This window comes from Paracoccus aeridis (assembly GCF_004923205.2).
GTDB lineage: Bacteria > Pseudomonadota > Alphaproteobacteria > Rhodobacterales > Rhodobacteraceae > Paracoccus > Paracoccus aeridis.
Map to the genome: position 1 here is coordinate 24,109 of NZ_SELD02000003.1, position 22,561 is coordinate 46,669.

The window sequence follows — 22,561 nt, forward strand, 5'->3', positions numbered from 1 at the left end:
TGCCTATAGCACGCGTTTTCAATGATGGAAGCGCCGTTGCAGGGCGGTTAGCGCAACCATTCCATGTTAGCGTTACCCCGTCGACATCTGGCAATACGCGCGCTTTCGGGCTGCGGCAATGAATGCGGGGGACGAGCATTGAGCGACGGGAACGCATCCGTCCACGGATCCGCCGTGGTGCTGGGTGGGCGCGGACTGCTGGCGGTCGGCCCGTCGGGGTCGGGCAAGTCGGCCCTGTGCCTGGACCTGATGAGGCACGGCGCCCGTCTTGTTGCCGATGACAGGGTGCGGCTGTGGCGGGACGGCGCGGCGGTGATGGCCGAAGCGCCCGCGAGCCTTCGCGGCCTGGTCGAGGCGCGGGGCGTCGGCATCCTGCGCGCGGAGCCCGCCGGACCCGCGCGCATCGACATGGTCGTGGACCTCGGGTTGGCCGAGGATCAGCGCCTGCCGCCGTGGCGCACGCGCGCCGTGCTGGGGATCGAGTTGCCCCTTGTGCTGGGGCCCTTCACGCCACATCTTTCTGCTGCACTGCGGCAGAATCTTCTGGCAGGGCGGGCTGAATAGGACGGGCCAAGAGGGCTGGCTGATGCGCGCCGACGCGACCACGCTGAATCCCCGGGATCGGACTGCGCGCCAGCAGCGGGTGGTGCTGGTCACCGGCCCGTCGGGCGCCGGGCGCTCGACCGCGATCCGCGCGCTCGAGGATCTGGGGTTCGAGGTGATCGACAACCTGCCCCTGTCGCTGGTGCCGAGGCTCCTGGACGGGCTGACCCGGCCCACGCCGGTGGCGCTGGGGCTCGACACGCGCAATCGCGACTTCTCGGCCGCCACCGTCATCGACCTCATCGACCGGCTGACCCGCGATCCGGCCTATGCGTGCGAGGTGCTGTTTCTCGACTGCGGGACCGAGCGGCTGGAGGCCCGCTACAACGAGACGCGCCGCCGCCACCCGCTGTCGGGCGAGGGGACGCCGGGCGACGCGATCCGGATCGAGCAGGGGCTGCTCACGACCATCCGCTCGCGCGCGGATGTGCTGATCGACACGACGGACCTGTCGCCGCATGACCTGCGCGCCGAGATCGGCCGCTTCTTCGACGCGCGCGAAGGGGCGGGGCTTACGCTGTCGGTGCAGTCCTTCAGCTACAAGCGCGGCACGCCGCGCGGCATCGACATGATGTTCGACTGCCGCTTCCTGGCAAACCCGCACTGGGTCGACACGCTGCGTCCCTTTGACGGGCGCGACCCGCAGGTCCGCAGCTTCGTCATGTCCGATCCCCGCTACGCGGAGTTCTTCGAGCGGGTGCGGGACCTGATTCTGTTCGCCCTGCCGGCGCAGGTGGAGGAAGGGAAATCCCATCTGGCAATCGGATTCGGGTGCACCGGCGGGCAACACCGTTCCGTCACAATCGCTGAAAACATCGCCGACGCGCTTGCGCAGGCCGGCTGGCCGGTGTCAAAACGCCATCGGGAACTGGAACGCCGCGATGCGGCCCACGCGCTGTCGGCAGCCGCCGAACGCGGCAAGGGGGCGGCATGACCAGCGCGGTCTCAAGTGGTAGGTACCTTTGATCGGAATCGTCATCGTCGCGCATGGGGGACTGGCGCGGGAATATCTTGCCGCCGTCGAGCATGTCGTCGGGCCGCAGAGCGGCATTCGCGCGATCACCATGGAAGACAACCATGATCGCCGCGACAAGCAGGACGAGATCTGCGAGGCCGCCAACGCGGTCGATGTCGGCGACGGCGTCGTGCTCGTCACCGACCTGTTCGGCAGCTCGCCCTCGAACCTGTCGCTGTCGGCCTGCAGCCACAAGCAGCGCATGATCCTGTACGGCGCGAACATGCCGATGCTGCTGAAGCTCGCCAAGTCGCGCCACCTGCCGGTGGCCGATGCGGTCACGCTGGCCCGCGACGCGGGCCGCAAGTACATCAACTGCTACGACCTGTCGGTGGACAACAGCCCCGTCGAGCTGCGCCGCGCCGGCACATGACGACCGATCCCCTGAAGGGCGCCCTCCGGTCGGCCGGACAGGCCGCCGGCGAGACCGGGACCGCGGCGGCCCCGGATACCGGCCCGATCACCCGCGAGCTGACCATCGTCAACGAAAAGGGCCTGCATGCGCGCGCGTCGGCCAAGTTCGTCGAAACGGTCGAGCGCTTCGATGCGACCGCCGTCGTCGAAAAGGACGGCGAGCGGGTCGCCGGCAATTCCATCATGGGCCTTCTGATGCTGACCGCGCCGCGCGGAAGCTCGATCACCGTCACCACCGTCGGGCCGCAGGCGGCCGCGCTGATGACGGCGCTCGCGGCGCTGGTCGCCGACTTCTTCAGCGAAGGCATGTAGGCGGCAGCTTGGGCCGTGAGAGCTATCACCACGGCAACCTGCGTCAGGCGCTGGTTGATGCGACCGTCGGCCTGATCGAGGAAAAGGGCCCGATGGGCTTCACCCTGGCCGAGGCCGCCCGCCTGGCCGGGGTCAGCGCCGCCGCCCCCTATCGCCACTTCGCCGGCCGCGACGAGCTGCTGACCGAGGTGGCGCGGCAGGGGTTCCACGACTTCGCCCAGCGGCTGGAAGCGGCGTTCGATAGCGGCAAGCCCACGGCGCTGTCGGCGTTCCTGCGGCTGGGGCAGGCCTACCTGCGCTTCGCGTCGGAAAAGCCCGGCTTCTACATGGCGATGTTCGAATCCGGCCTGTCGATCACCGGGAACGCCGACCTGACCGCCGCCGCCGACCGCGCGCAGGACGCGATGCAGACCGCCTCGGCCGCCCTGTTCGAGCGGATGCCGCCCGAGGATCGGCCGCCCGTGCGGATGATCGCGAACCACGTCTGGGCCATGTCGCACGGCGTGGTCGAGCTGTTCGGCCGCGGACGGCCGGGCGGGCGGGCGCCCATTGGCGCCGGTGACATGCTGGAAAGCGGCGTCCTGATCTACCTGCGCGGCTTGGGCGTCATCCCCGCCGATCCGGCCCGCTGAAGATTTTCGTGCCGATTTCGCCGCCCGCCATTGACGCGGGGCCCGCCGCTCCCACATTGTTAATGTGATTAACATTCACATCCAACAGGAGCCGACCATGAACACTCCCGTCTCTCCCTACCGGCCCGGCGTATCGTCCGGGTTCTCGGTCAGGGGCACCCTGATGCAGGCGCGCGACTGGCTGGACCAGCGCGGCAGGCCCGGCTGGATCGTCGCCATGATCCTGGGCTTCGTTCTCTTTTGGCCCCTCGGCCTTGCCATCCTCGGCTACATGATCTGGAGCAATCGCATGTTTGGAAGCTGTCAGCATCGCACCCGCCGCGTGAGCGGTGGATCGAACCGGTTCCATGCGGAATCGACGGGCAATGCGGCGTTCGACGCCTATCGCGACGAGTCGCTGAAACGCCTCGAGGACGAGAACCGCGCCTTCCTGGACTTCCTGCAGAAGCTGCGCGAGGCGCGCGACAAGGCGGAGTTCGACCAGTTCATGGACGAACGCAAGAAGCCCGACGCCGCCTGACGCGACGGGGCATGAACGACTGCGCGATCTGAAGATGCGTTCAGGCAGACGATGGGCCGGGTTGTTCCCGGCCCTTAGTCGTCGGTGATGTCAGTAGCTGTACTCGCGGTAGATGTTCGACAGGTCGCCCTGCCATTCGCCGTGATACTTGCCCAGCAGCTCGTCGGCGGGCGTCGTGCCGCTGTCCACCGACTCGCGCAGCGCGTTGAGGAAATGCGTCTCGTCCGCGATCAGCCCTCCCGCGCCGGGGCGCGCGCGCGCCTTCAACCCCGCCTCGGCGATGTCGAGCACCTGCCGCGACAGCTCGTCCAGCCGCACGCCGTTCGCGTGCCCCGCCAGCCCCTCGCGCGCGGCCGCGCGGCGCAGCCCCTCGCGCGTCTCGTGGTCCCAGCCCTTGACCAGGTCCCACGCCGCGTCCAGCGCGCCCTGGTCGTAGAGCAGCCCGACCCACAGCGCGGGCAGGGCGCAGAGCCGCCGCCACGGGCCGCCATCGGCGCCGCGCATCTCGATGTACTTCTTGACCCGCGCTTCCGGGAACACGGTCGTCATGTGGTCCGCCCAGTCCGACAGCGTCGGCACCTCGCCCGGCAGCGCGGGCAGGCGGCCGTTCAGGAAGTCGCGGAACGATTGCCCCAGCGCGTTGATGTAGCGCCCGTCGCGGTAGACGAAGTACATCGGCACGTCGAGCACATAGTCGACCCAGGCGTCATAGCCGAACCCGTCCTCGAACACGAACGGCAGCATGCCTGTCCGCGCCTCGTCGAGGTTCTGCCAGATATGCGCGCGCCACGACTTCATCCCGTTGGGCTTGCCGTCGAGGAAGGGGGAGTTCGCGAACAGCGCCGTCGCCACCGGCTGCAGCGCAAGGCCCACGCGCAGTTTCCGGACCATGTCCGCCTCGGACGCGTAGTCGAGGTTCACCTGCACGGTGCAGGTCCGGTACATCATCTGCGTGCCGAGCGTGCCGACCGTTTCCATGTAGGGGGTCATCAGCGCGTAGCGTCCCTTGGGCATCATCGGCATCTCGGCCTGCGACCACTCGGGCGCGGCGCCAAGGCCGATGAAGCCCGCGCCGATCTCGTCCGCGACCTGCCGGACCTCGGCCAGGTGCGCGTTCACCTCGTCGCAGGTCTGGTGGACGGTCTCGAGCGGCGCGCCCGACAGTTCGAACTGCCCGCCGGGTTCCAGGCTGATGTTGGCGCCGTCCCGCTCGAGCCCGATCAGGTGGTCGCCCTCGACGACCTGCTTCCAGCCGAAGCGGTCGCGCAAGCCCTCGAGCATCGCCTTGATCGACCGCTTGCCGTCGTAGGGCAGGGGCTTCAGGTCGTCCCACGTGAAGCCGAACTTTTCGTGCTCGGTGCCGATGCGCCAGTTTTCGGCCGGCTTCTCGCCCGATGAGATATATTCGGCAAGCTGCTCGCGCCGCTCGATCGGGCCGCCGCCCTGCTGGGGAATGGACATGACGCCTCTCGCGGTCGTTGCTGCCGACAGGTGGCTTGCGGCACGCGCATAGTCAAGGTGAGCCGGGCGTCACGCCGCTGCCTCGTGGCGGCCGAGCGTCAGCCGAAACAGGGCAGGCCGGCGCCCGACGTCGGGCAGGCTTATCGCCGCGACGCCCCCGGCGTCGCGCCGCGGATCACCCGATCGTACCCCGCACGCCGCCGGTCTGCGCCCGGTCCAGCAGCAGGTGGTCGAGGATCACGCAGGCCGCCATCGCCTCGGCCACCGGGACCGCGCGGATGCCGACGCAGGGGTCGTGCCGGCCCTTGGTGATCAGGTCGATCTCGCGCCCCGTCGCCTCGATCGTGCGCCGCGGCGTCAGGATCGAGCTGGTGGGTTTCACCGCGAAGCGCACCACGATGTCCTGCCCGGTGGAAATCCCGCCGAGGATCCCGCCGGCGTGGTTCGACAGGAACTCGGGGCCCCGCGGCCCCATGCGGATCTCGTCGGCGTTCTCGGTGCCGCGCAGCGCCGCGGCCGCCATCCCCTCGCCGATCTCGACGCCCTTGACGGCGTTGATCGACATCATCGCGGCCGCAAGATCGGTGTCGAGCTTGCCGTAGACCGGAGCCCCCAGACCCGGGGGGCAGCCCTGTACCAGCACCTCGACCACGGCGCCGACGCTGTCCTGGTTCTTGCGGATGGCGTTGAGGTAGTCCGTCCACTCCGCCACCGCGCCCGGGTCGGGGCAGAAGAAGTCGTTGCGCCCGATCTCATCGAGGTCGATCCGGTCGCGGTCGATCGAAAGCGTACCGATCTGCACCATGTAGCCCGTGATCCGCAGCTTCGGGGTCAGTTCGCGCAGCACCGCCTGCGCGACGCCCCCGGCAGCGACCCGCGCCGCCGTCTCGCGCGCGCTGGACCGGCCACCGCCGCGATAGTCGCGGTGGCCGTATTTCAGGTGATAGGTGATGTCGGCATGCCCCGGCCGGAACGCCTGCGCGATCTCGCCATAGTCGCGCGACCGCTGGTCGGTGTTCTCGATCATCAGCTGGATCGGCGTCCCGGTCGTCCGCCCCTCGAACACGCCCGAGAGGATGCGGACGGCGTCCGCCTCCTGCCGCTGCGTGGTCATCTTGGACTGCCCCGGCCGGCGCCGGTCGAGGAAGGGCTGGATGGAGCCCTCGTCCAGCGGGACGTTCGGCGGGCAGCCGTCAACGGTTGCGCCCAAAGCGGGGCCGTGGCTCTCGCCCCAGGTGGTGAAGGTGAAGATGCGGCCGAAGGTGTTGGTCATGTGCGGGAACTCCGTTGGGTTCCGTTTACGCGAGGGGTGGGGGCGGGGGAAGGGTGGGGCGATGCACGGGCGGTGCGAACGCCGCCTTCACCGGCCGTAGACGCGCGCACGAGTGACACCGCATCACGCAGGGGCGCGCACGGGCGGGCTTACGAAAGCCGACACCGCGAGGCGATCAACTATCACGACATGGCTGACGCGATGCGGCGGCTGAAATGGGACCTGCATCAGAAGGTCCTAACCGAGGGGCGCATCCCCGAGGCCTGGCACGAGATCGCGCAGGAACGCGGCGCGGCGAAACGCATCCGGGTGACCATCGCGCTGGAGGAGGACGTGGTCCGCTTCTTCCGCGGCATGGGCGAGGGCTATGGCCCCCGCATGAACGCGGTGCTGCGCGCCTTCATGCACGCGCGGCTGGCGGGCCTGCTGCGCGGGGGCGAGACGATGGACTATCTGTCGAGGCGCGAGGGGGAGGGGCTGGACGGCCGCAAGCCGGGCTGGGGCGAGGCGCAGGCGGCCTACGAGGACCTCGGCCCCGACGCCGCCCGGCTGATGAGCGACGAGCGGGGGGTGCCGCTGGGCGAGGAGAAGCGCTCAGGCCGCGCGGACACGATGGCGTCGTTGAGGGGGAGGTAGGGGGGGTACCCCACCATACTTGCTATATTTTTCCTTCAAAGCGGGGCCGAGCTGCTAACACCGCCTCTACCTGGCTGACCGAGCGAGCCCAATTTGCTGTCTCTGGGCACATCCAATCGATGACCTCCAACACCTCTTGGTGGAAGGCGGCGAGATCTCGATCAAAGACGGGTTCATGGTGGGCGATTCTGTTACGCAAACGACGTATTGCGTTGATACGCTGGTGTACAATTCTCCGCGCTCGTCCACCTTGAGCGCCAAAGGCGCGGAATGCAGCGCGACGCCAAAGGTTCTTGTCGTACGACTGGTTTAGTAGACCAACCCAGAAGGCGAACTTGAGCTCAGCTATCAAGTTGCCTCTAGGGGCGTTTGGAGCCAGAGAGCGCTGAGCGTCTACAATCGCACTCAGCGAGTAATCATTCAACGGCGCTGTAGATGGAGAGGCTAGCCAGCGCTCATCGTAAGCTTCGCTCAAAGCAGCATCCAAGCGGTTACGCATGCATACCTCTAATATGTGGAGAACCTCATAGAAGGCTGAGGAGCAACGCATATTCCACTCATACAATGCCAATGCGTCGCCTAAGTGCTCAGTTGAGTGAGCATGATACTTAGCGAGCCTGTCTGAAGAGATACTCGTCACAAGTGCGTTAGAAGGCATGGGACGCAGATTTATCTTGACCTCCTGCCTGCAAGAGCATAAATAGGCAAAGTACACCCCGGCTTCGCCTCTGTCCCTTGGAGAACAAGGCTCACGCTGCCGGGGTCAGTCACTGGTGGAGCTAGAGGGGATCGAACCCTCCGGGAAAGTTTCTCACGCCACCCCGGCAACCATGCTAGCCCCAACAACGCCCCGCTCTGCGGGGCGTTGTCATATCGTATGTGCATCAGAAAAAACTCTAAGTCAAGACTTCGCAGGGAAGAATCTTAAGACTTCCTGGGTGAGGACTCTGACTGCCTGTCGGAGGGGAGCAGCCACATCTTTGAGTGAGGATTGTAAGTCAACTCGCCGCTGTCCTTGAGTCTAGACAACTGCGGCGACAAGCTGGTTCGCTCTAAGTTTCTGTCGAAGTCATTGTTTATCCAAGACAAAATCTCACGTGCGGATGCGCTTTCACGACCTCTCCGCTTCATCACGTCAAGGGCCATGTCCTTGATCGTGAGCTTTCTGCTCGGTCGTTGGGCAGGTGTGCTTGCAGCCTCGCCTTCAGCAGACGTTTCTGGCGCGCCTGATTTTTTAGGAGTTTCTTGAAGGAGCAGGTCTCTTAGTGACTCAATCTCTTTAAGGCGAGCTTGTAATAGAGTGATCTCTCTATGCAGCTCCTGAGCGCGCCGCGTCAGCGTAGAAATTAAGCTCTCCGACATGACGCGCTCCCTAAAAACTCGATTCAGTCTAACTCTTCTTGGGAGGTAAGTCAAAAAAGACTTAGTCTATATATAGAGCAGGGAGCGAAGACTATTCTATATCTTGTGACCGCCTCTCACCCCTGCAACGTCCTGACCCCCACATCCCCCTCGGCTCGTGACGCAATCGCGGCCACGGCTGCAATCGCCCCGGCCGCCGTCGTGAAGTAGGGGATCTTGTCGTACAGCGCGACAGACCGGATATCACGCGAATCCGCGATCGCCTGCGCGCCTTCCGTCGTGTTCAGGACCATCGCGATGTCGCCGTTCTTCAGGCGGTCCACGATGTTCGGGCGGCCTTCGTAGACCTTGTTGACCGGCTCGGCCTCCACCCCCGCCTCGCGCAGGAACCCGGCGGTGCCGCGGGTGGCGGTCAGGGCGAAGCCCATCGACACCAGGTCGCGCATAGCCGCGGCCATCTCGGGCGTCTTGTCGGCGTCCTTGACCGAGACGAAGACCCGGCCAGCGTCCGGCAGGTGCGTCCCCGCGCCCATCTGGGCCTTGAGGAAGGCGCGGGGGAAGTTGCGGTCCCAGCCCATGACCTCGCCGGTCGAGCGCATCTCGGGGCCCAGCAGCGTGTCGACGCCGGGGAAGCGGGCGAAGGGCAGCACGACCTCCTTGACCGAGAACCAGGGCGTGATCGGGTCGGCCAGCGTCAGCGGGTCGGCATAGGGCAGGGGCGTGTCGGGGCCGACGCCCTGGGCGTAGGGGGCGCGGTGGGGAAAGGCCTCCATCGGCTCACCCGCCATCAGCCGCGCCGCGATGGAAGCGATGGCGCTGTCGGTCGCCTTCGCCACGAACGGCACGGTGCGGGATGCGCGCGGGTTCACCTCCAGCACGTAGATCGCGCCGTCCTTGATCGCGAACTGCACGTTCATGAGGCCGACGACGTTCAGGGCCAGCGCCATCGCGACGGTCTGCCGCTTCAGCTCGGCGATTGTCTCGTCGTCCAGGGTATGCGGGGGCAGCGAGCAGGCGCTGTCGCCCGAATGGACGCCCGCCTCCTCGATATGCTCCATGATGCCCGCGACATGGACGGTGCGACCGTCCGACAGGGCGTCGACGTCAAGCTCGATCGCGCCGGACAGGTAGCTGTCGAGCAGCACCGGGTTCCGGCCCGACACCTGCACCGCGGTGGTGATGTAGCGGTTGAGGTGGTCCATGTCGCGCACGATCTCCATCGCGCGGCCGCCCAGCACGTAGGAGGGGCGGATCACCAGCGGGAACCCGACCCGTCCGGCGATCTCGCGCGCCTCGTCGGCGCTGCGGGCGATGCCGTTCACGGGTTGCTTCAACCCGAGCTCGTGGAGGAGCTTCTGGAACCGCTCGCGGTCCTCGGCCAGATCGATGGCGTCGGGCGTGGTGCCGAGGATCGGGATCCCCTCGTCCTTCAGCGCCTGCGCGAGCTTCAGGGGCGTCTGCCCGCCGAACTGCACGATGACGCCGTGAAGCGTCCCGTTCTCCTGCTCGACGCGCAGGATTTCAAGGACGTGCTCCAGCGTCAGCGGCTCGAAATACAGGCGGTCCGAGGTGTCGTAGTCGGTGCTGACCGTCTCGGGGTTGCAGTTGACCATGATGGTCTCGAACCCGGCGTTGGTGAGCGCGAAGCAGGCGTGGCAGCAGCAATAGTCGAACTCGATCCCCTGGCCGATCCGATTCGGACCGCCGCCGAGGATCACGACCTTCCTGCGGTCCGACGGCCATGCCTCGTCCTCGACGTCGCCCATCGCGGGGGATTCGTAGGTCGAATACATGTAGGGCGTCTGCGCCTCGAACTCGGCGGCGCAGGTGTCGATGCGCTTGAACACGGGCAGGATGCCCGCGCCGTGGCGGATGCGGCGAACCTCGGTTTCCGGCCGGTCGATCAGGTGGGCAAGGCGGGCGTCGCTGAAGCCCATCATCTTGATGCGGCGCAGCCCCTCGGCGTCGGACGGCAGGCCGTGGTGGCGGATCTCGTGCTCGGCGTCGACGATCTCGCGGATGCGGGCGAGGAACCAGGGGTCGAACTTCGTCACCGCGTTGATGTCGTCGTCCGACAGGCCCGCGCGCATGGATTCCGCGATGACGCGGATGCGGTCCGGCGTGGCGCGGGACAGCGCCTTGATGAAGGCCGGGCGGCCCTCCTCGGCCGCGCCCTCGATCGGGATCTCGTCAAGGCCGGTCAGGCCGTTCTCCATCGAGGCGAGCGCCTTCTGGAGCGATTCATGGAAGGTGCGGCCGATCGCCATGACCTCGCCCACGGATTTCATCGCCGTGGTCAGCTCGGGCTTCGAGCCCGGGAACTTCTCGAACGCGAAGCGCGGGATCTTGGTCACGACGTAGTCGATGGACGGCTCGAAGCTTGCGGGCGTTACGCGGGTGATGTCGTTGTCGAGCTCGTCCAGCGTGTAGCCGACCGCGAGCTTGGCCGCGACCTTGGCGATCGGGAAGCCGGTGGCCTTGGACGCGAGCGCCGAGGAGCGGCTGACGCGCGGGTTCATCTCGATCACGACCATGCGGCCATCGGCGGGGTTGACGGCCCACTGCACGTTGGAGCCGCCGGTCTCCACCCCGATCTCGCGCAGGACGGCGATGGATGCCGACCGCATCCGCTGGTATTCGCGGTCGGTGAGCGTGAGCGCGGGCGCGACGGTCATGGAATCGCCGGTGTGGACGCCCATCGGGTCCACGTTCTCGATCGAGCAGACGATGATGGCGTTGTCGGCGCGGTCGCGCACCACCTCCATCTCGTATTCCTTCCAGCCGAGCAGGCTTTCGTCGATGAGCACCTGCGCCACGGGCGAGGCGTCGAGGCCGGACCGCACGATCGCCTCGTAGTCGTCGCGGTTGTAGGCGACGCCGCCCCCCGTTCCGCCAAGGGTGAAGGCGGGGCGGATGATCGCGGGCAGGCCGACGCTGTCCAGCGCCTCCATCGCCTGCGCGACGCCGGCGGCGATGTCGTGCTTGCCGCTCGGCAGCTTCGGGGCGGACACGATCGTGGCGCGCGGGTTTTCCAGCCCGATCCGGTCCATCGCCTCGCGGAAGAGCGCCCGGTCCTCCGCCATCTCGATGGCGGAACGCTGCGCGCCGATCAACTCGACGCCGTATTTCTCCAGCACGCCCATGTCGGCCAGCGCCAGCGCGGTGTTCAGCGCCGTCTGCCCGCCCATGGTCGGCAGCAGCGCGTCGGGACGTTCGGCGGCGATGATCTTTTCCACCACCTCGGGGGTGATCGGCTCGATGTAGGTGGCGTCCGCCATGCCGGGGTCGGTCATGATCGTCGCAGGGTTCGAGTTCACGAGGATGACGCGGTAGCCTTCCTCGCGCAGCGCCTTGCAGGCCTGGGCGCCGGAATAGTCGAACTCGCAGGCCTGGCCGATCACGATGGGACCGGCGCCGATGATGAGGATCGAGGAAATGTCGGTTCTTTTCGGCATGGGCTCGTTTCCTCGGGCTCGCGGCGGACAAATCGTCCGGGGTTATAGCTACCGACCGTCCGGGCGCAAGGGCGGCGGGACCGGTCGAGGAACGCCCGACAGGGGGGAACGCCGGGGGTCCGCCCGCGTTGTGCGAAAGCCCCATGAACGAGGGTCCAGATGTCGAACAACGAAGGCAACATCCAGAAGTCCGCTCGCTGGCACCGGCCCGCGATCATCGCGATCGTCGTTGCGCTGGCGCTGGCTGCGCTCGCGGCCGTGATCTTCGCCCCGATGGGGCGCAACGATGCGGGGCCGGGCGGCATCGCCGCGCCGGGCACCGATGCGCTGGCGCCCGCGACAACGCCGGGCGCCGAGCCGGTTCCGGGCGGCACCGGCACCACGACGACGACGACCACGCCCGCGACCAACTGATCGCGGCCGCCTGGGCGCCGGCACCTGACCGGCGGGGCTGACCGCGACGGGCGCACGGCGAAAACGAAAAGGGCGGCCGGTGGCCGCCCTTCCTTCATTCCCCCGGCCTCCGGCGGTCAGCCGCTGCGGACATCCGCCAGCGCGGCGACCCCGGGCAGGTCCTTGCCTTCCATCCATTCCAGGAAGGCGCCCCCCGCGGTCGAGATGAAGGTGAAGTCGTCCGCGGCGCCCGCCTTGTTCAGCGCGGCCACGGTGTCGCCGCCGCCCGCGACCGACACCAGCCGGCCATCGCACGTCAGCTTCGCCGCCGCCGCCGCCGCCGCGTTGGTGGCCGCGTCGAAGGGCTGGATCTCGAACGCGCCCAGCGGGCCGTTCCACAGAAGCGTCCGGCACTGCGCGAACACCTCGCCGATCCGGGCCACGGTCTCGGGGCCCGCGTCCAGGATCATCGCGTCCGCCGGGCAGGCGTTGGCAGGCACGACGGAACTGTCGGCGTTCGCCTTGAACTCGCGCGCGACGACCACGTCCACCGGCAGGTGGATGGTGCAGCCGGCGGCCTGGGCCTTGTCGAGGATCGATCGCGCGGTGTCGGCCATGTCGCGTTCGGCCAGGCTTTTCCCGACCTCGATCCCCTGCGCGACGAGGAAGGTGTTGGCCATGCCGCCGCCGATCACCAGGTGCTCGACCTTCTCGATCAGGTTCGACAGCAGTTCGAGCTTGGTCGAGACCTTCGCGCCGCCCACGACCGCGACGACCGGCCGCTGCGGGTTGCCGAGCGCGGCGTCGAGCGCGTTCAGCTCCGCCTCCATCAACCGGCCGGCGGCGCTGGGCATCAGCCGCGCCAGCCCCTCGGTCGACCCGTGCGCGCGATGCGCGGCCGAGAAGGCGTCGTTCACGTAAACCTCTCCCAGCGCGGCGAGCGACGCCACGAAGGTCGGGTCGTTGGCTTCCTCGCCGGGGTAGAAGCGGGTGTTCTCCAGCAGCAGGACGTCGCCCTTCTGAAGCTCCGCGACGGCGCGCTTGGCGGCGCCGCCGATCGCCTCGTCCGCGAACCCGACCTGCTGGCCAAGCGCCGCTTCCAGCGCGGGGACGATCTGCCTGAGGCTCATCGCGTCGACCCGCTTGCCCTTGGGGCGGTCGAAATGCGCCAGCAGGACCGGGATCCCGCCGCGGCCCTGGATGTCCTTCAGGGTCGGCACGATCTTCGCGATCCGGGTCGCGTCCGTGACCTGCCCGTTCTCGACGGGGACGTTCAGATCCACCCGCGTGAGGACGACCTTGCCGTCCATGTCGAGGTCGTCGATCGTGTTGAACCGGGCCATGAAGGTCCCCTTTTCTGCGGCGTTCCGTGTGTGCTGCGCCTTACTGGCCGCAGATGACATTCGCGTCAACTGCCCGCGATGGCGGGCGACGGCCAGCCTTTCACCGCGTTGCCCTTGGCCGCACGGGCGCATAAGCCGGTGCAACATCACGCAAAGGAGGCCCGGATGGCCGACATCAAGGATCCCGAGAACACCATCATCATCGAGCTGAAGGACGGCCCGGTGGTGATCGAGCTTCTGCCCGACGTGGCGCCGAAGCACACGGCGCGCATGAAGGAGCTGGCGCGAGCGGGCAAGTACGACAACGTGGCCTTCCACCGCGTGATCGAGGGCTTCATGGCCCAGACCGGCGACGTGGAGCACGCGAACATGGAAGCCCGCTACAACCCCGGCCGCGCCGGGACGGGCGGGTCGGACCTGCCGGACCTGCCGGCCGAGTTCTCGAAGCTGCCGCACGAGCGCGGCACGATCGGGGCCGCGCGCAGCCAGAACCCGAACAGCGCCAACAGCCAGTTCTTCATCAACTTCAAGGACAACTCGTTCCTGAACGGCCAGTACACGGTCTACGGCCGCGTCCTGTCGGGGATGGAGCATGTCGACAAGATCGCCCGCGGCGAGCCGCCGGCGAACCCCGACCGCATGATCTCCGTGAAGGTGGCCGCCGATGTCCGGTAAGTTCCTGATCGCAGCGGCGCTCGCCGCCGTCGCAACCGGCGCGGCGGCGCAGGACATGCCCGCCGACGGCCCCGGCCCGAACCTCGTGATCGAGGTCGCGGACGCGGGCGGCGAGCCCAAGGGGCAGATCGTCCTCGACCTTTATGCCGACAAGGCGCCCGCGCATGTGGAACGCGTCGTCGCGCTGGCGAAGGCCGGGGCCTATGACGGGGTGGTGTTCCACCGCGTGATCGACGGCTTCATGGCGCAGACCGGCGATGTGCAGTTCGGCAAGCAGGGCGGCGACACCGCCATGGCCGGCACCGGCGGGTCCGACATGCCCGACCTCGCGGCCGAGTTCAGCGACATCACCTTCGGCCCCGGCACCGTCGGCATGGCCCGCTCGTCCAGCCCGGACAGCGCCAACAGCCAGTTCTTCATCGGCCTGGCGCCGGCGCCGTTCCTCGACGGGCAGTACACCGTCCTGGGCCAGCTGGTCGAAGGCTGGGACGTTCTGAACTCGGTCAAGAAGGGCGACGCGGCGGCCAACGGCGCCGTGGACCGGCCCGACTACATGAGCAAGGTCACCGTGGCGGAGTGATCCGCCCCGGCCGATGACCGAACCGGAAGGAAGGGCGGCGGGCCTCGGGTCCGCCGCCTTTCGCGTCGGCCCCTACTGCGCCGCGGGCAGCAGGGTCGTCACGCCGGTCGCGCCCGCGCGCGCGAGGTCCGGGTCCAGCGACATGCGCACGTATTCCCCGCGCCGCCACAGTTCCGACAGGTCGTCGTAGTGGCGCGACAGCGGGTGGCCCGACTGCCCGGTGGAAATCACGAAGACCGAGCTGTCCGGGTCGGCCAAGTCGTAGACGCCGCGATAGCCCGCCCCCGTCACCTGCGTCCAGCGCCCGGGCGCGGCCAGCCCGCCCGAACCCGGCGCCGCGCCGTCCGTTCCGCCCGCGATCCCCGCGCGCGCCAGCGTCGCGTCGTCGCCCGAGGTCGACTGGATCAGGCTCACCACCCAGCGCAGCCCCGGCATCCGGCCGAGCGCGGGGTGTTCGTGCCGCGCCTCGTGGACGTCGCCCCAGCGCCAGCTGGTCACGTCGCCGCCGAACCGGCCCGACAGGTCCAGGATTGCGGCGTCCAGAGCCTGCCGGGCGATGGTCGCGCAGGTCTCGACCGGGGCGGACTGGACCACGTCGCACCAGACGCCCGCGCCCCCCGTGTCGCGGAACACCGCGTCGATGAAGGAGGGCCGGAGCCGCGTGAGCGAATCCGTCAGCGGCCCCAGTTCGTCCTGCACCAGCCGCGCCTGAAGCTGGGCCATCCAGGCCGAATAGATCAGCGGCTCGGGCAGGTGCTCGCTCATGTTGCCGTCCCACTCGGCCAGCAGCGCGAGCGCGTCCTGCCGCTGCCGCTCGGGCGTGCCCTGCGCGGCGGGCTCGCCCGTGAACCACAGGTCGGCGCCGACCAGCGGCAGCAGCGCGCGCGCCGCGGGGCTGACCGTGTCGAGCTGCGCGTCGATGAAGCTGTCGCGCGAATGGACCTCGCGCGAGGACAGGAGCCGGTCCAGCCGCGACTTCCGAAGCGCGCCGTTGCGGTCGTCGCCGAGGAAACCGCCCGAGGTGGCGGGGACGAGAAGCGGCGCCGGCGGTGTGGTGGAGGCGGGCGCGGCGTCCGGGGGCGAGAGCTGCAGCATCGTCGCTTCGACCGGGCCGGGGCCGTCGATCGGCTGCGGGGCGGGCTGCGGCGTGGCCTGCGACGTGGGCTGCGGGGCAGGCTGCGAAGCGGGTTGCCCGGGCGCCGCCGGGGCGGCGGGAGGGGCGATGTCCTCGGCCCCCGTGGCGGCGATGACGCCGTTCTCGGCCGCCTGGTCGCGCCCCGCCGCGGCTGCGGGCATCAACCCGGTCCAGCCCGCGCCCGGTGTCCAGCCCGGGACCGGCATCCGGCCGCCGGTCGGATGGCCCGCATCGCGCAGCGGGACGGCCCCGCCGAGCGTCTGCGCCACCCCGGCCTGGTCGGCCAGCGTCACCTGCACCGCGGGCGCCACGATCCCGCGCGCGGCCTGCACCGCCGCCGCGCGGTCGGGCGCGGTCATCAGCCCCACCAGCGCCGTCATCGTGGTGTCGTCGGCCGCAAGCCCCGTCCAGCGCAACGCCGCGACGTGACCCGAGGGTGTCACCGAGGCCAGCCCGAAATGTCCGCCCGGGATCACCGGCCCGTTCCTCGTGTCGCGCAGTGTGACCGGCTGGCTGTCGGCCCCGCGGATGCGGATCACCTCGGTCCGCGTGGTGAATTCGGTCCAGCCGTCCGGGCCGCGATAACGGTCGGCGTTGCCGGGCTCGACCTCCTCCATCACGATGTCCTGGTCGTCGACATGCGCGGGCGTCAGCCCCCAGGCGAGCGTCGGGTTGCGGCCCGTCAGCACGGCCGGGATGCCGGGGATCGTGCCGCCGATCACCCCGCCCGAGGCAAGCTCGATCCGGGCGAGATACCAGAGCGACGGCGCCGTCAGCGCGACGTGCGGGTCGTTGGCAAGCAGCGGCGCGCCCGCGGCGGTGCGTCCCGGCGCGGCGGCGAAGGCGTTGGCGGACGCACCCATGCCGGGGTGCACGAAGCCCGCGAGCCCGTCGAACCAGCCGCCGGTCAGGGCCGCGGCGTGGTCCGGGCTCGGCAGGCGCGCGTCCCCGAAGAGCGAGGCATAGGCAGGCAGCGGCGCCTCTCCCGGACGCGCCACCACGTCCTGCCCCCGTTCGGGCGCCGCGATCGACAGGCGCGCGCGCAGCACCTCGGCCGGGACCTGGTCCGACGCGCCTGCGGCGAGCAGCTTGAGGATCGCCAGCGAATCCGCCGGCTGCCAGTAGGCCACGTCGCCCGGCAGCACGAAGAACTCGGGCGCGCCGCGTCCCCGCGCGCCTTCGTTGACCAGTGCGATCCAGGCGTTGACCCCGTCGGCATAGGCGCCGAGCGCCGCCTTGGTGCGGTCGTCCTGCGCGGCAAGCGACGCCTCCGCGGTCCGCCACAGCCCCAGCCGGCGGGCGAGGTCGTCGGCGGCATAGGTGCGCGATCCGTAGATTTCCGACAGCCGTCCCTGCGCGGCCCGGCGCAGGACCGTCATCTGGAACAGCCGGTCCTGCGCATGGGCGAGCCCCAGCGCGAAGAAGGCGTCGTGATCGGACCCCGCGAAGACATGCGGCACGTCGTCGGTCGTCCGCACGATCTCGACCGGCCCGGCGATCCCCGCGACATGATGGGTCGCCTGGTAGTCGGGAAGCGAGCGGACCGCGAAGTACCACGCCAGCGTCACCGCCAGCACCGCCCCGACGAGAAGCCCCACGGTCAGCCGGACCAGCCAGCGGAAAAGCGTCAGCATCGGCAGGGTGGTCCTTCGGGTCGGTCGGCCGGGAGGCGGCGAGTGGGTCGGCTGGGCGGGGCGGCGAGATGCATGGTTGACCCGCGCGGGCGGACGAGGCTTGAAATGCGGCGATGCATAAGTCAGCACCGGCCGCAGATCAACGCGGGGCGGAAAGCAGGGGGACGGCGGATGGCGCGTGTGGCATTTCTGGGGCTGGGGGTGATGGGCTACCCGATGGCGGGGCACCTTGCCCGTGCGGGGCACGAGGTGACGGTCTACAACCGCACCGCTGCCAAGGCCGACGCATGGCTGGCGCAGCACGGCGGGCGCGCCGCGCCGACCCCGCGGGCGGCGGCCGAGGGGGCCGAGTTCGTGATGGCCTGCGTGGGCAACGACGGCGACCTGCGCGCGGTCTGCGCGGCTGCCGACGGGGCGTTCGCGGGCATGGCGCCCGGCGCCACCTTCGTCGACCACACCACCGTCAGCGCTTCGGTCACGCGCGAGCTTGCGGCCAGGGCAGGCTCGGCGGGCATCGGCTACGTCGATGCGCCGGTGTCGGGCGGGCAGGCGGGGGCGGAGAACGGCCAGCTGTCGATCATGTGCGGCGGTGCGCAGGATGCCTTCGACCAGGCCGAGCCGGTGATGGCGGTCTACGCTAAGATCTGCCGGCGCATGGGCGACACCGGCGCGGGCCAGCTTGCCAAGATGTGCAACCAGATCGCGATCGCGGGCGTGGTGCAGGGGCTGGCGGAATCGCTGAGCTTCGCGGAACGCGCGGGCCTGTCGGTCCCCGACCTCGTCGAGGTCATCAGCCAGGGCGCGGCCGGCAGCTGGCAGATGCAGAACCGCCACGCGACCATGGCTAGGGGCGAGTTCGACTTCGGCTTTGCCGTCGACTGGATGCGCAAGGATCTCGGCATCTGCCTTGCCACCGCCGACGAGAACGGGGCGAGCCTGCCGCTGACCGCGCTCGTGGACCAGTTCTACAAGGACGTGCAGAACATGGGCGGCGGGCGCTGGGACACCTCGTCCCTGATCGCCCGGCTGCGTGCGAGATGAGCGGCGCGGTGATCCACCGCCGGGTGGGCGAGGCGGACCCGGAGTGGTTCGAGAACCGCTTCGCCGAAAACGGCTGGACCGGCGCGTGGCGGAACGGGGTTTACGGCTACCACCACTACCACGCCACCACGCACGAGGTGCTGGGCTGCTACGCGGGCTCCGCCCGGCTCCAGCTCGGCGGGCCGGACGGCGACGTGCACGACATCGCGGCGGGTGACGTCGTGGTGATCCCCGCGGGGGTCGCGCACCGGCGGGTGGAGGCATCGGACGACTTTGCCGTCGTCGGCGCCTACCCGGACGGGGTCACGCCCGACCTGCAGGAAGGCGAGGGCGACCCGTCCATCGCGCTGGACCTGCCAGAACGCGACCCGGTGCTGGGCGCCGGACGGGGGTTCGCGGCCTGACGCGCCTTCCGCGGCCTGACACGCCTAACAGGGCCTGACGCCGGGCGCAGGCACCGGCCCCGCTCGCCTGTGCCCGCGCGGCTTCCCAGCCGCCGCCCGGCGAGAACCTGCGGGGGTGCAGGCGCCGTGCGATGGCAACTGCCGCCTCAATGGAAATCCCGCGACTCCGGCATGATCCGGGCGTCCCTCGGATGCCCGTGCCGCTGGACCGGGATCGGCCGCTTCACCTCGTCGGCGCGGGCCAGCTGCGGGTCCACCGTTTCCCCCTGCGACAACCGCAGCAGCGCGTCGCTGCGGTCGTGGAGGGCGCGGGCGACGATGTGGGTCACGCCGGCGCTGCGCTGGATCTGCCCCTCGACCACCATCAGCCGGGCGGTCATGACGGTCTTGCGGAACGCATCGAACACCTTGGGCCAGACGACGAGGTTGGCGACGCCGGTCTCGTCCTCGATGGTGACGAAGCACACCCCCTTGGCGCTGCCCGGGCGCTGGCGGATCAGGACGATCCCGGCCATCCGCACCTGCTGCCGGTTCCTGAGCCGGGGCAGGTCCGCGGCCGAGACGTGGCCCTGTCGCGCAAGCGACCGGCGCAGGAACTGCATCGGGTGCGCCTTCAGCGACAGCCGCAGGGTCTGGTAGTCGGCGACCACATGCTCGCACACGGGCATCGCGGGCAGGGTGACGCGCGGCTCCGCGCCCTCGTCCTGCGTGTCGCGGTCCGCGAACAGCGGCAGGTCCGGCGCATCGCGGAGCGCGCGCGCATCCCACAGCGCCGCGCGCCGGTCGAGGTCCATCGACCGCAGCGCATCCGCCGCCGCGATCCGCCGCACCGTGCCCGCATCCAGCCGCGCCCGGTCCTTCAGCTCGGCGAGGCTTTCATAGGGCGCATCCCGCGCCTCCACGATCCGGGCCGCAGCTGTCTCGGCCATCCCCGTGATCTGCCGCAGCCCCAGCCGCAGGGCGAAGCGCGGCTTCTTCATCACCGGAACATCCCCGGGCTTCCGGGCGCCCGCGAACCGGTCCGGTGGACCGTTTCCAGCAAAGGGCGCCGCGGCGGTGGCCGAAGTCGCGGACGGACCGAGCGGCAGCGCCCCTTCCTCCGCCCCCGCGGGCTCAAGCGTGTTGTCCCAGTCCGACAGGTTCACGTCCACGGGCCGGACGGCGACCCCGTGCGCCCGGGCGCAGCCCACGATCTGCGCCGGCGCATAGAACCCCATCGGCTGGCTGTTCAGCAGCGCCGCGGCAAAGGCGTCGGGGTAATAGTGCTTGAGCCAGGCCGAGACATAGACCAGATGCGCGAACGCCGCCGCGTGGCTTTCGGGGAATCCGTATTCGCCGAACCCCTTGATCTGGTCGAAGCAGCGGCGGGCGAAGTCGGGGTCGTAGCCGCGCTCGATCATCCGGCCCACCATCTTGTCCTGCAGCCGGTCGATCGTCCCGCGAGACCGGAACGTCGCCATCGCCTTGCGCAGCTGGTTCGCCTCGGCGGGCGAGAACCGCGCCGCCACCAGCGCGATCTTCATCGCCTGCTCCTGGAAGATCGGCACGCCCTTGGTCCGCCCGAGGATGTCGCGCAGCTCGTCGGGATGGTGGGGCGGCGCGGGCGAGGGGTATTCCTCGGGCTCGATCCCGTGCCGGCGCCGCAGGTAAGGATGGACCATGTCGCCCTGCACCGGGCCGGGGCGGACGATCGCGACCTCGATCACGAGGTCGTAAAAGCAGCGTGGCTGCAGCCGCGGCAGCATGTTCATCTGCGCCCGGCTTTCCACCTGGAACACGCCGAGGCTGTCGCCCCGGCACAGCATGTCGAAGACGGGCTTCGCGTCGGGGGCGTCCGCCTTCAGGTCGGCGAGCGTCAGCGACCGCCCGTAATGCGCGGCCACCAGGTCGAAGCACTTCCTGATGCAGGTCAGCATCCCCAGCGCCAGCACGTCCATCTTGAGGATTCCCAGCGCGTCGATGTCGTCCTTGTCCCATTCGATGAAGCTGCGGTCGGGCATGGCGCCGTTGCCGATCGGCACGGTCTCGGTCAGCCGCCCCTCGGTCAGGATGAAGCCGCCGACATGCTGGCCCAGATGCCGCGGCATCCCGATCATCTGCTCGGCCAGCCGCAGGGTCATGGAAAGATGCGGGTCGCGCAGGTTCAGCCCGGTTTCGGGCGCGTGCTCGAGGTTCTCGCCCCAGCTGCCCCACACGGTCGAGGCGAGCGCGCCGGTCACGTCCTCCGACAGGCCCATGGCCTTGCCGACCTCGCGGATGGCGCTGCGGGGGCGGTAGTGGATGACCGTCGCGCACAGGCCCGCGCGGTGGCGGCCGTATTTCGCATAGATGTGCTGGATCACCTCCTCGCGCCGCTCGTGTTCGAAATCCACGTCGATGTCGGGCGGCTCGTCGCGATCCTCGCTGATGAAGCGCTCGAACAGAAGGTCGTGGTCGGCGGGATCGACCGGGGTGATGCCCAGGACGAAGCACACCGCGCTGTTCGCCGCCGACCCGCGCCCCTGGCACAGGATCCCCTCGCCGCGGGCGAACTGCACGATCTGGTGGATGGTCAGGAAATAGCGCGCGATCTGCTTCTTGGCGATCATCGCCAGTTCCTTGACGATGGTCTCGCGCACCTTCTCGGGCGTTCCGTCGGGATAGCGCCACTCGCACCCGGCCCAGGTCAGTTCCTCCAGGTGCTGGTCGGCGTCGAGCCCCTCGGGCACCGTCTCGGCCGGGTATTCGTAGCGCAGGTCGTCGAGCGAGAAGCGGCAGGCGTCGGCGACCTGCCGCGTGGCGGCGATGGCGTGGGGCCAGTCGGCGAACAGCCGCGCCATCTCGGCGGGCGACTTAAGGTGCCGCTCGGCGTTGGCGTCCAGCAGGAAGCCCGCGCGGGCGACGGTGGTGCCGTGCAGGATGCAGGTCATCACGTCCTGCAGCGGGCGGCGGTCGGGCGTGTGGTAGTGCACGTCGTTGGTGGCGAGGATCGACAGCCCGCAGGCGCGCGCTGCCTCGTCCAGCCGGTTGATCCGGGCCCGGTCGCAGCCGCGATACAGCCATCGCGCCGCGACATGGCGCAGCGTGGGCAGCCGCGCGGCGAGGTGCGGCAGCGCCGACAGGTCGTCGCACGCGGCGGCGGCGGCCGCGTCGCCTGCGACTTCCGGCGGCATCCAGATCAGCTGGATGACGCTGTCCGCCGCCCCCTCGGGCGCGCGCGCCGCGGCGGCGAGGTCGCCCAGCGTCAGGTCGCACGCGTCCTTGGCCTGCCACCCGCCCTCCGCCGTCGCCATCCGCCCCCTGGAGATCAGCGCCGACAGCCGCCCGTAGGCGGCCCGGTCGGTCGGATAGGCGAGGAACGCGGTCCCGTCCGTCAGCACGATCCGTGCGCCGATGACCGGGCGCATGTGGGCCTTCTTCGCCTCGGCATGGATCCGCACCACCCCGGCCAAGCTGTTCAGGTCGGCGATCCCGATCGCGTCATGGCCCAGTTCCCACGCGGTCTGGACCAGGTCGGGCGCCATCGACGCCCCCCGCAGGAACGAGAACGCCGAGGTCACGCCCAGCTCGACGTAATCCGCGCGCGGGTTGGGCGTGAACTCGCCCCCCAGCGTCCGGCGCGGAACGGTGTCATTCTGCGGCATCAGCCCGTCCCCATCCCCGCCGTCCCCATCCCCGCCGTCCCCATCCCCGC

19 protein-coding genes are annotated in these 22,561 nt (G+C 69.5%); 12 read left to right on the forward strand and 7 right to left on the reverse strand.

Annotation, left to right across the window (positions count from 1 at the left end):
* Positions 1–138: 138 nt before the first annotated feature.
* From ELI80_RS01375 to ELI80_RS01400, 6 genes are all read left to right on the forward strand, one after another.
* Positions 139–564 (forward strand): HPr kinase/phosphorylase, encoded by a 426-nt coding sequence (locus ELI80_RS01375; RefSeq protein ID WP_236641271.1) that lies wholly within the window; start codon positions 139–141, stop codon positions 562–564.
* 22 nt (positions 565–586) lie between these two features.
* On the forward strand, positions 587–1,537 hold the full coding sequence (gene rapZ / locus ELI80_RS01380; protein ID WP_136649201.1) for an RNase adapter RapZ: 951 nt from the start codon (positions 587–589) through the stop codon (positions 1,535–1,537).
* Positions 1,538–1,565: 28 nt separating this feature from the next.
* Positions 1,566–1,991, forward strand: coding sequence for a PTS sugar transporter subunit IIA (locus ELI80_RS01385; RefSeq protein ID WP_136649202.1), 426 nt, complete (start codon positions 1,566–1,568; stop codon positions 1,989–1,991).
* A gap of 86 nt (positions 1,992–2,077) precedes the next feature.
* Positions 2,078–2,344: an HPr family phosphocarrier protein gene (locus tag ELI80_RS01390; protein ID WP_236641272.1), complete on the forward strand. Its 267-nt coding sequence runs from the start codon at positions 2,078–2,080 to the stop codon at positions 2,342–2,344.
* Between the two features lie 8 nt (positions 2,345–2,352).
* A complete protein-coding gene (locus tag ELI80_RS01395; protein WP_136649204.1) occupies positions 2,353–2,976 on the forward strand; it encodes a TetR/AcrR family transcriptional regulator in 624 nt (207 codons plus the stop codon).
* Between the two features lie 97 nt (positions 2,977–3,073).
* Positions 3,074–3,496, forward strand: coding sequence for a DUF2852 domain-containing protein (locus ELI80_RS01400; RefSeq protein ID WP_136649205.1), 423 nt, complete (start codon positions 3,074–3,076; stop codon positions 3,494–3,496).
* Positions 3,497–3,586: 90 nt separating this feature from the next.
* On the opposite strand, the gene ELI80_RS01405 is transcribed toward ELI80_RS01400, so the two are convergent.
* Positions 3,587–4,957 carry a glutamate--cysteine ligase gene (locus tag ELI80_RS01405; protein WP_136649206.1) on the reverse strand — a complete coding sequence of 457 codons (1,371 nt, stop codon included), beginning with the start codon at positions 4,955–4,957 and terminating at the stop codon, positions 3,587–3,589.
* 175 nt (positions 4,958–5,132) lie between these two features.
* Positions 5,133–6,230: a chorismate synthase gene (gene aroC / locus ELI80_RS01410; RefSeq protein ID WP_136649207.1), complete on the reverse strand. Its 1,098-nt coding sequence runs from the start codon at positions 6,228–6,230 to the stop codon at positions 5,133–5,135.
* 189 nt (positions 6,231–6,419) lie between these two features.
* Here aroC and ELI80_RS01415 point away from each other — a divergent pair, with 189 nt between their 5' ends.
* The gene (locus ELI80_RS01415) at positions 6,420–6,866 is read left to right on the forward strand and encodes a BrnA antitoxin family protein (RefSeq protein WP_136649208.1); all 447 of its coding nucleotides are present in this window, start codon (positions 6,420–6,422) and stop codon (positions 6,864–6,866) included.
* A gap of 924 nt (positions 6,867–7,790) precedes the next feature.
* Here ELI80_RS01415 and ELI80_RS01425 read toward each other — a convergent pair.
* The gene (locus tag ELI80_RS01425) at positions 7,791–8,228 is read right to left on the reverse strand and encodes a hypothetical protein (RefSeq protein WP_136649210.1); all 438 of its coding nucleotides are present in this window, start codon (positions 8,226–8,228) and stop codon (positions 7,791–7,793) included.
* A 116-nt stretch (positions 8,229–8,344) separates the two neighbouring features.
* A complete protein-coding gene (carB, locus tag ELI80_RS01430) occupies positions 8,345–11,683 on the reverse strand; it encodes a carbamoyl-phosphate synthase large subunit (RefSeq protein ID WP_136649211.1) in 3,339 nt (1,112 codons plus the stop codon).
* 159 nt (positions 11,684–11,842) lie between these two features.
* Here carB and ELI80_RS01435 point away from each other — a divergent pair, with 159 nt between their 5' ends.
* Positions 11,843–12,097, forward strand: a complete 255-nt coding sequence (locus tag ELI80_RS01435; RefSeq protein ID WP_136649212.1) for an endopeptidase — start codon at positions 11,843–11,845, stop codon at positions 12,095–12,097.
* Positions 12,098–12,213: 116 nt separating this feature from the next.
* On the opposite strand, the gene ELI80_RS01440 is transcribed toward ELI80_RS01435, so the two are convergent.
* On the reverse strand, positions 12,214–13,419 hold the full coding sequence (locus ELI80_RS01440; RefSeq protein WP_136649213.1) for a phosphoglycerate kinase: 1,206 nt from the start codon (positions 13,417–13,419) through the stop codon (positions 12,214–12,216).
* A gap of 165 nt (positions 13,420–13,584) precedes the next feature.
* On the opposite strand from ELI80_RS01440, the gene ELI80_RS01445 reads away from it, so the two are divergent.
* Positions 13,585–14,094 carry a peptidylprolyl isomerase gene (locus ELI80_RS01445; protein ID WP_136649214.1) on the forward strand — a complete coding sequence of 170 codons (510 nt, stop codon included), beginning with the start codon at positions 13,585–13,587 and terminating at the stop codon, positions 14,092–14,094.
* Positions 14,084–14,674, forward strand: coding sequence for a peptidylprolyl isomerase (locus ELI80_RS01450; RefSeq protein ID WP_136649215.1), 591 nt, complete (start codon positions 14,084–14,086; stop codon positions 14,672–14,674). The genes ELI80_RS01445 and ELI80_RS01450 overlap by 11 nt, the downstream gene beginning before the upstream one ends.
* A gap of 72 nt (positions 14,675–14,746) precedes the next feature.
* Here the strand turns inward: ELI80_RS01450 and ELI80_RS01455 are convergent, their stop codons facing one another.
* Positions 14,747–17,443: a penicillin acylase family protein gene (locus ELI80_RS01455; protein ID WP_136649216.1), complete on the reverse strand. Its 2,697-nt coding sequence runs from the start codon at positions 17,441–17,443 to the stop codon at positions 14,747–14,749.
* Positions 17,444–17,614: 171 nt separating this feature from the next.
* Between ELI80_RS01455 and ELI80_RS01460 the strand changes: the two genes are divergently transcribed.
* Entirely contained in the window at positions 17,615–18,484 is an 870-nt protein-coding gene (locus ELI80_RS01460) for an NAD(P)-dependent oxidoreductase (protein WP_136649217.1), read from the forward strand.
* Positions 18,481–18,888, forward strand: coding sequence for a cupin domain-containing protein (locus ELI80_RS01465; protein ID WP_136649218.1), 408 nt, complete (start codon positions 18,481–18,483; stop codon positions 18,886–18,888). Before ELI80_RS01460 ends, ELI80_RS01465 begins: the two co-directional genes overlap by 4 nt.
* A 146-nt stretch (positions 18,889–19,034) precedes the next feature.
* Here ELI80_RS01465 and ELI80_RS01470 read toward each other — a convergent pair whose 3' ends face one another.
* Entirely contained in the window at positions 19,035–22,511 is a 3,477-nt protein-coding gene (locus ELI80_RS01470) for an error-prone DNA polymerase (RefSeq protein WP_136649219.1), read from the reverse strand.
* Positions 22,512–22,561 lie beyond the last annotated feature (50 nt).

Bases quoted from the DNA above. Each gene is read 5' to 3' on its own strand.
- rapZ (WP_136649201.1), top strand. From the start codon at position 587: ATGCGCGCCGACGCGACCACGCTGAATCCCCGGGATCGGACTGCGCGC.
- ELI80_RS01400 (WP_136649205.1), top strand. From the start codon at position 3,074: ATGAACACTCCCGTCTCTCCCTACCGGCCCGGCGTATCGTCCGGGTTC.
- ELI80_RS01405 (WP_136649206.1), bottom strand. From the start codon at position 4,957: ATGTCCATTCCCCAGCAGGGCGGCGGCCCGATCGAGCGGCGCGAGCAG.
- aroC (WP_136649207.1), bottom strand. From the start codon at position 6,230: ATGACCAACACCTTCGGCCGCATCTTCACCTTCACCACCTGGGGCGAG.
- ELI80_RS01415 (WP_136649208.1), top strand. From the start codon at position 6,420: ATGGCTGACGCGATGCGGCGGCTGAAATGGGACCTGCATCAGAAGGTC.
- ELI80_RS01425 (WP_136649210.1), bottom strand. From the start codon at position 8,228: ATGTCGGAGAGCTTAATTTCTACGCTGACGCGGCGCGCTCAGGAGCTG.
- carB (WP_136649211.1), bottom strand. From the start codon at position 11,683: ATGCCGAAAAGAACCGACATTTCCTCGATCCTCATCATCGGCGCCGGT.
- ELI80_RS01435 (WP_136649212.1), top strand. From the start codon at position 11,843: ATGTCGAACAACGAAGGCAACATCCAGAAGTCCGCTCGCTGGCACCGG.
- ELI80_RS01440 (WP_136649213.1), bottom strand. From the start codon at position 13,419: ATGGCCCGGTTCAACACGATCGACGACCTCGACATGGACGGCAAGGTC.
- ELI80_RS01445 (WP_136649214.1), top strand. From the start codon at position 13,585: ATGGCCGACATCAAGGATCCCGAGAACACCATCATCATCGAGCTGAAG.
- ELI80_RS01450 (WP_136649215.1), top strand. From the start codon at position 14,084: ATGTCCGGTAAGTTCCTGATCGCAGCGGCGCTCGCCGCCGTCGCAACC.
- ELI80_RS01455 (WP_136649216.1), bottom strand. From the start codon at position 17,443: ATGCTGACGCTTTTCCGCTGGCTGGTCCGGCTGACCGTGGGGCTTCTC.
- ELI80_RS01460 (WP_136649217.1), top strand. From the start codon at position 17,615: ATGGCGCGTGTGGCATTTCTGGGGCTGGGGGTGATGGGCTACCCGATG.
- ELI80_RS01465 (WP_136649218.1), top strand. From the start codon at position 18,481: ATGAGCGGCGCGGTGATCCACCGCCGGGTGGGCGAGGCGGACCCGGAG.
- ELI80_RS01470 (WP_136649219.1), bottom strand. From the start codon at position 22,511: ATGCCGCAGAATGACACCGTTCCGCGCCGGACGCTGGGGGGCGAGTTC.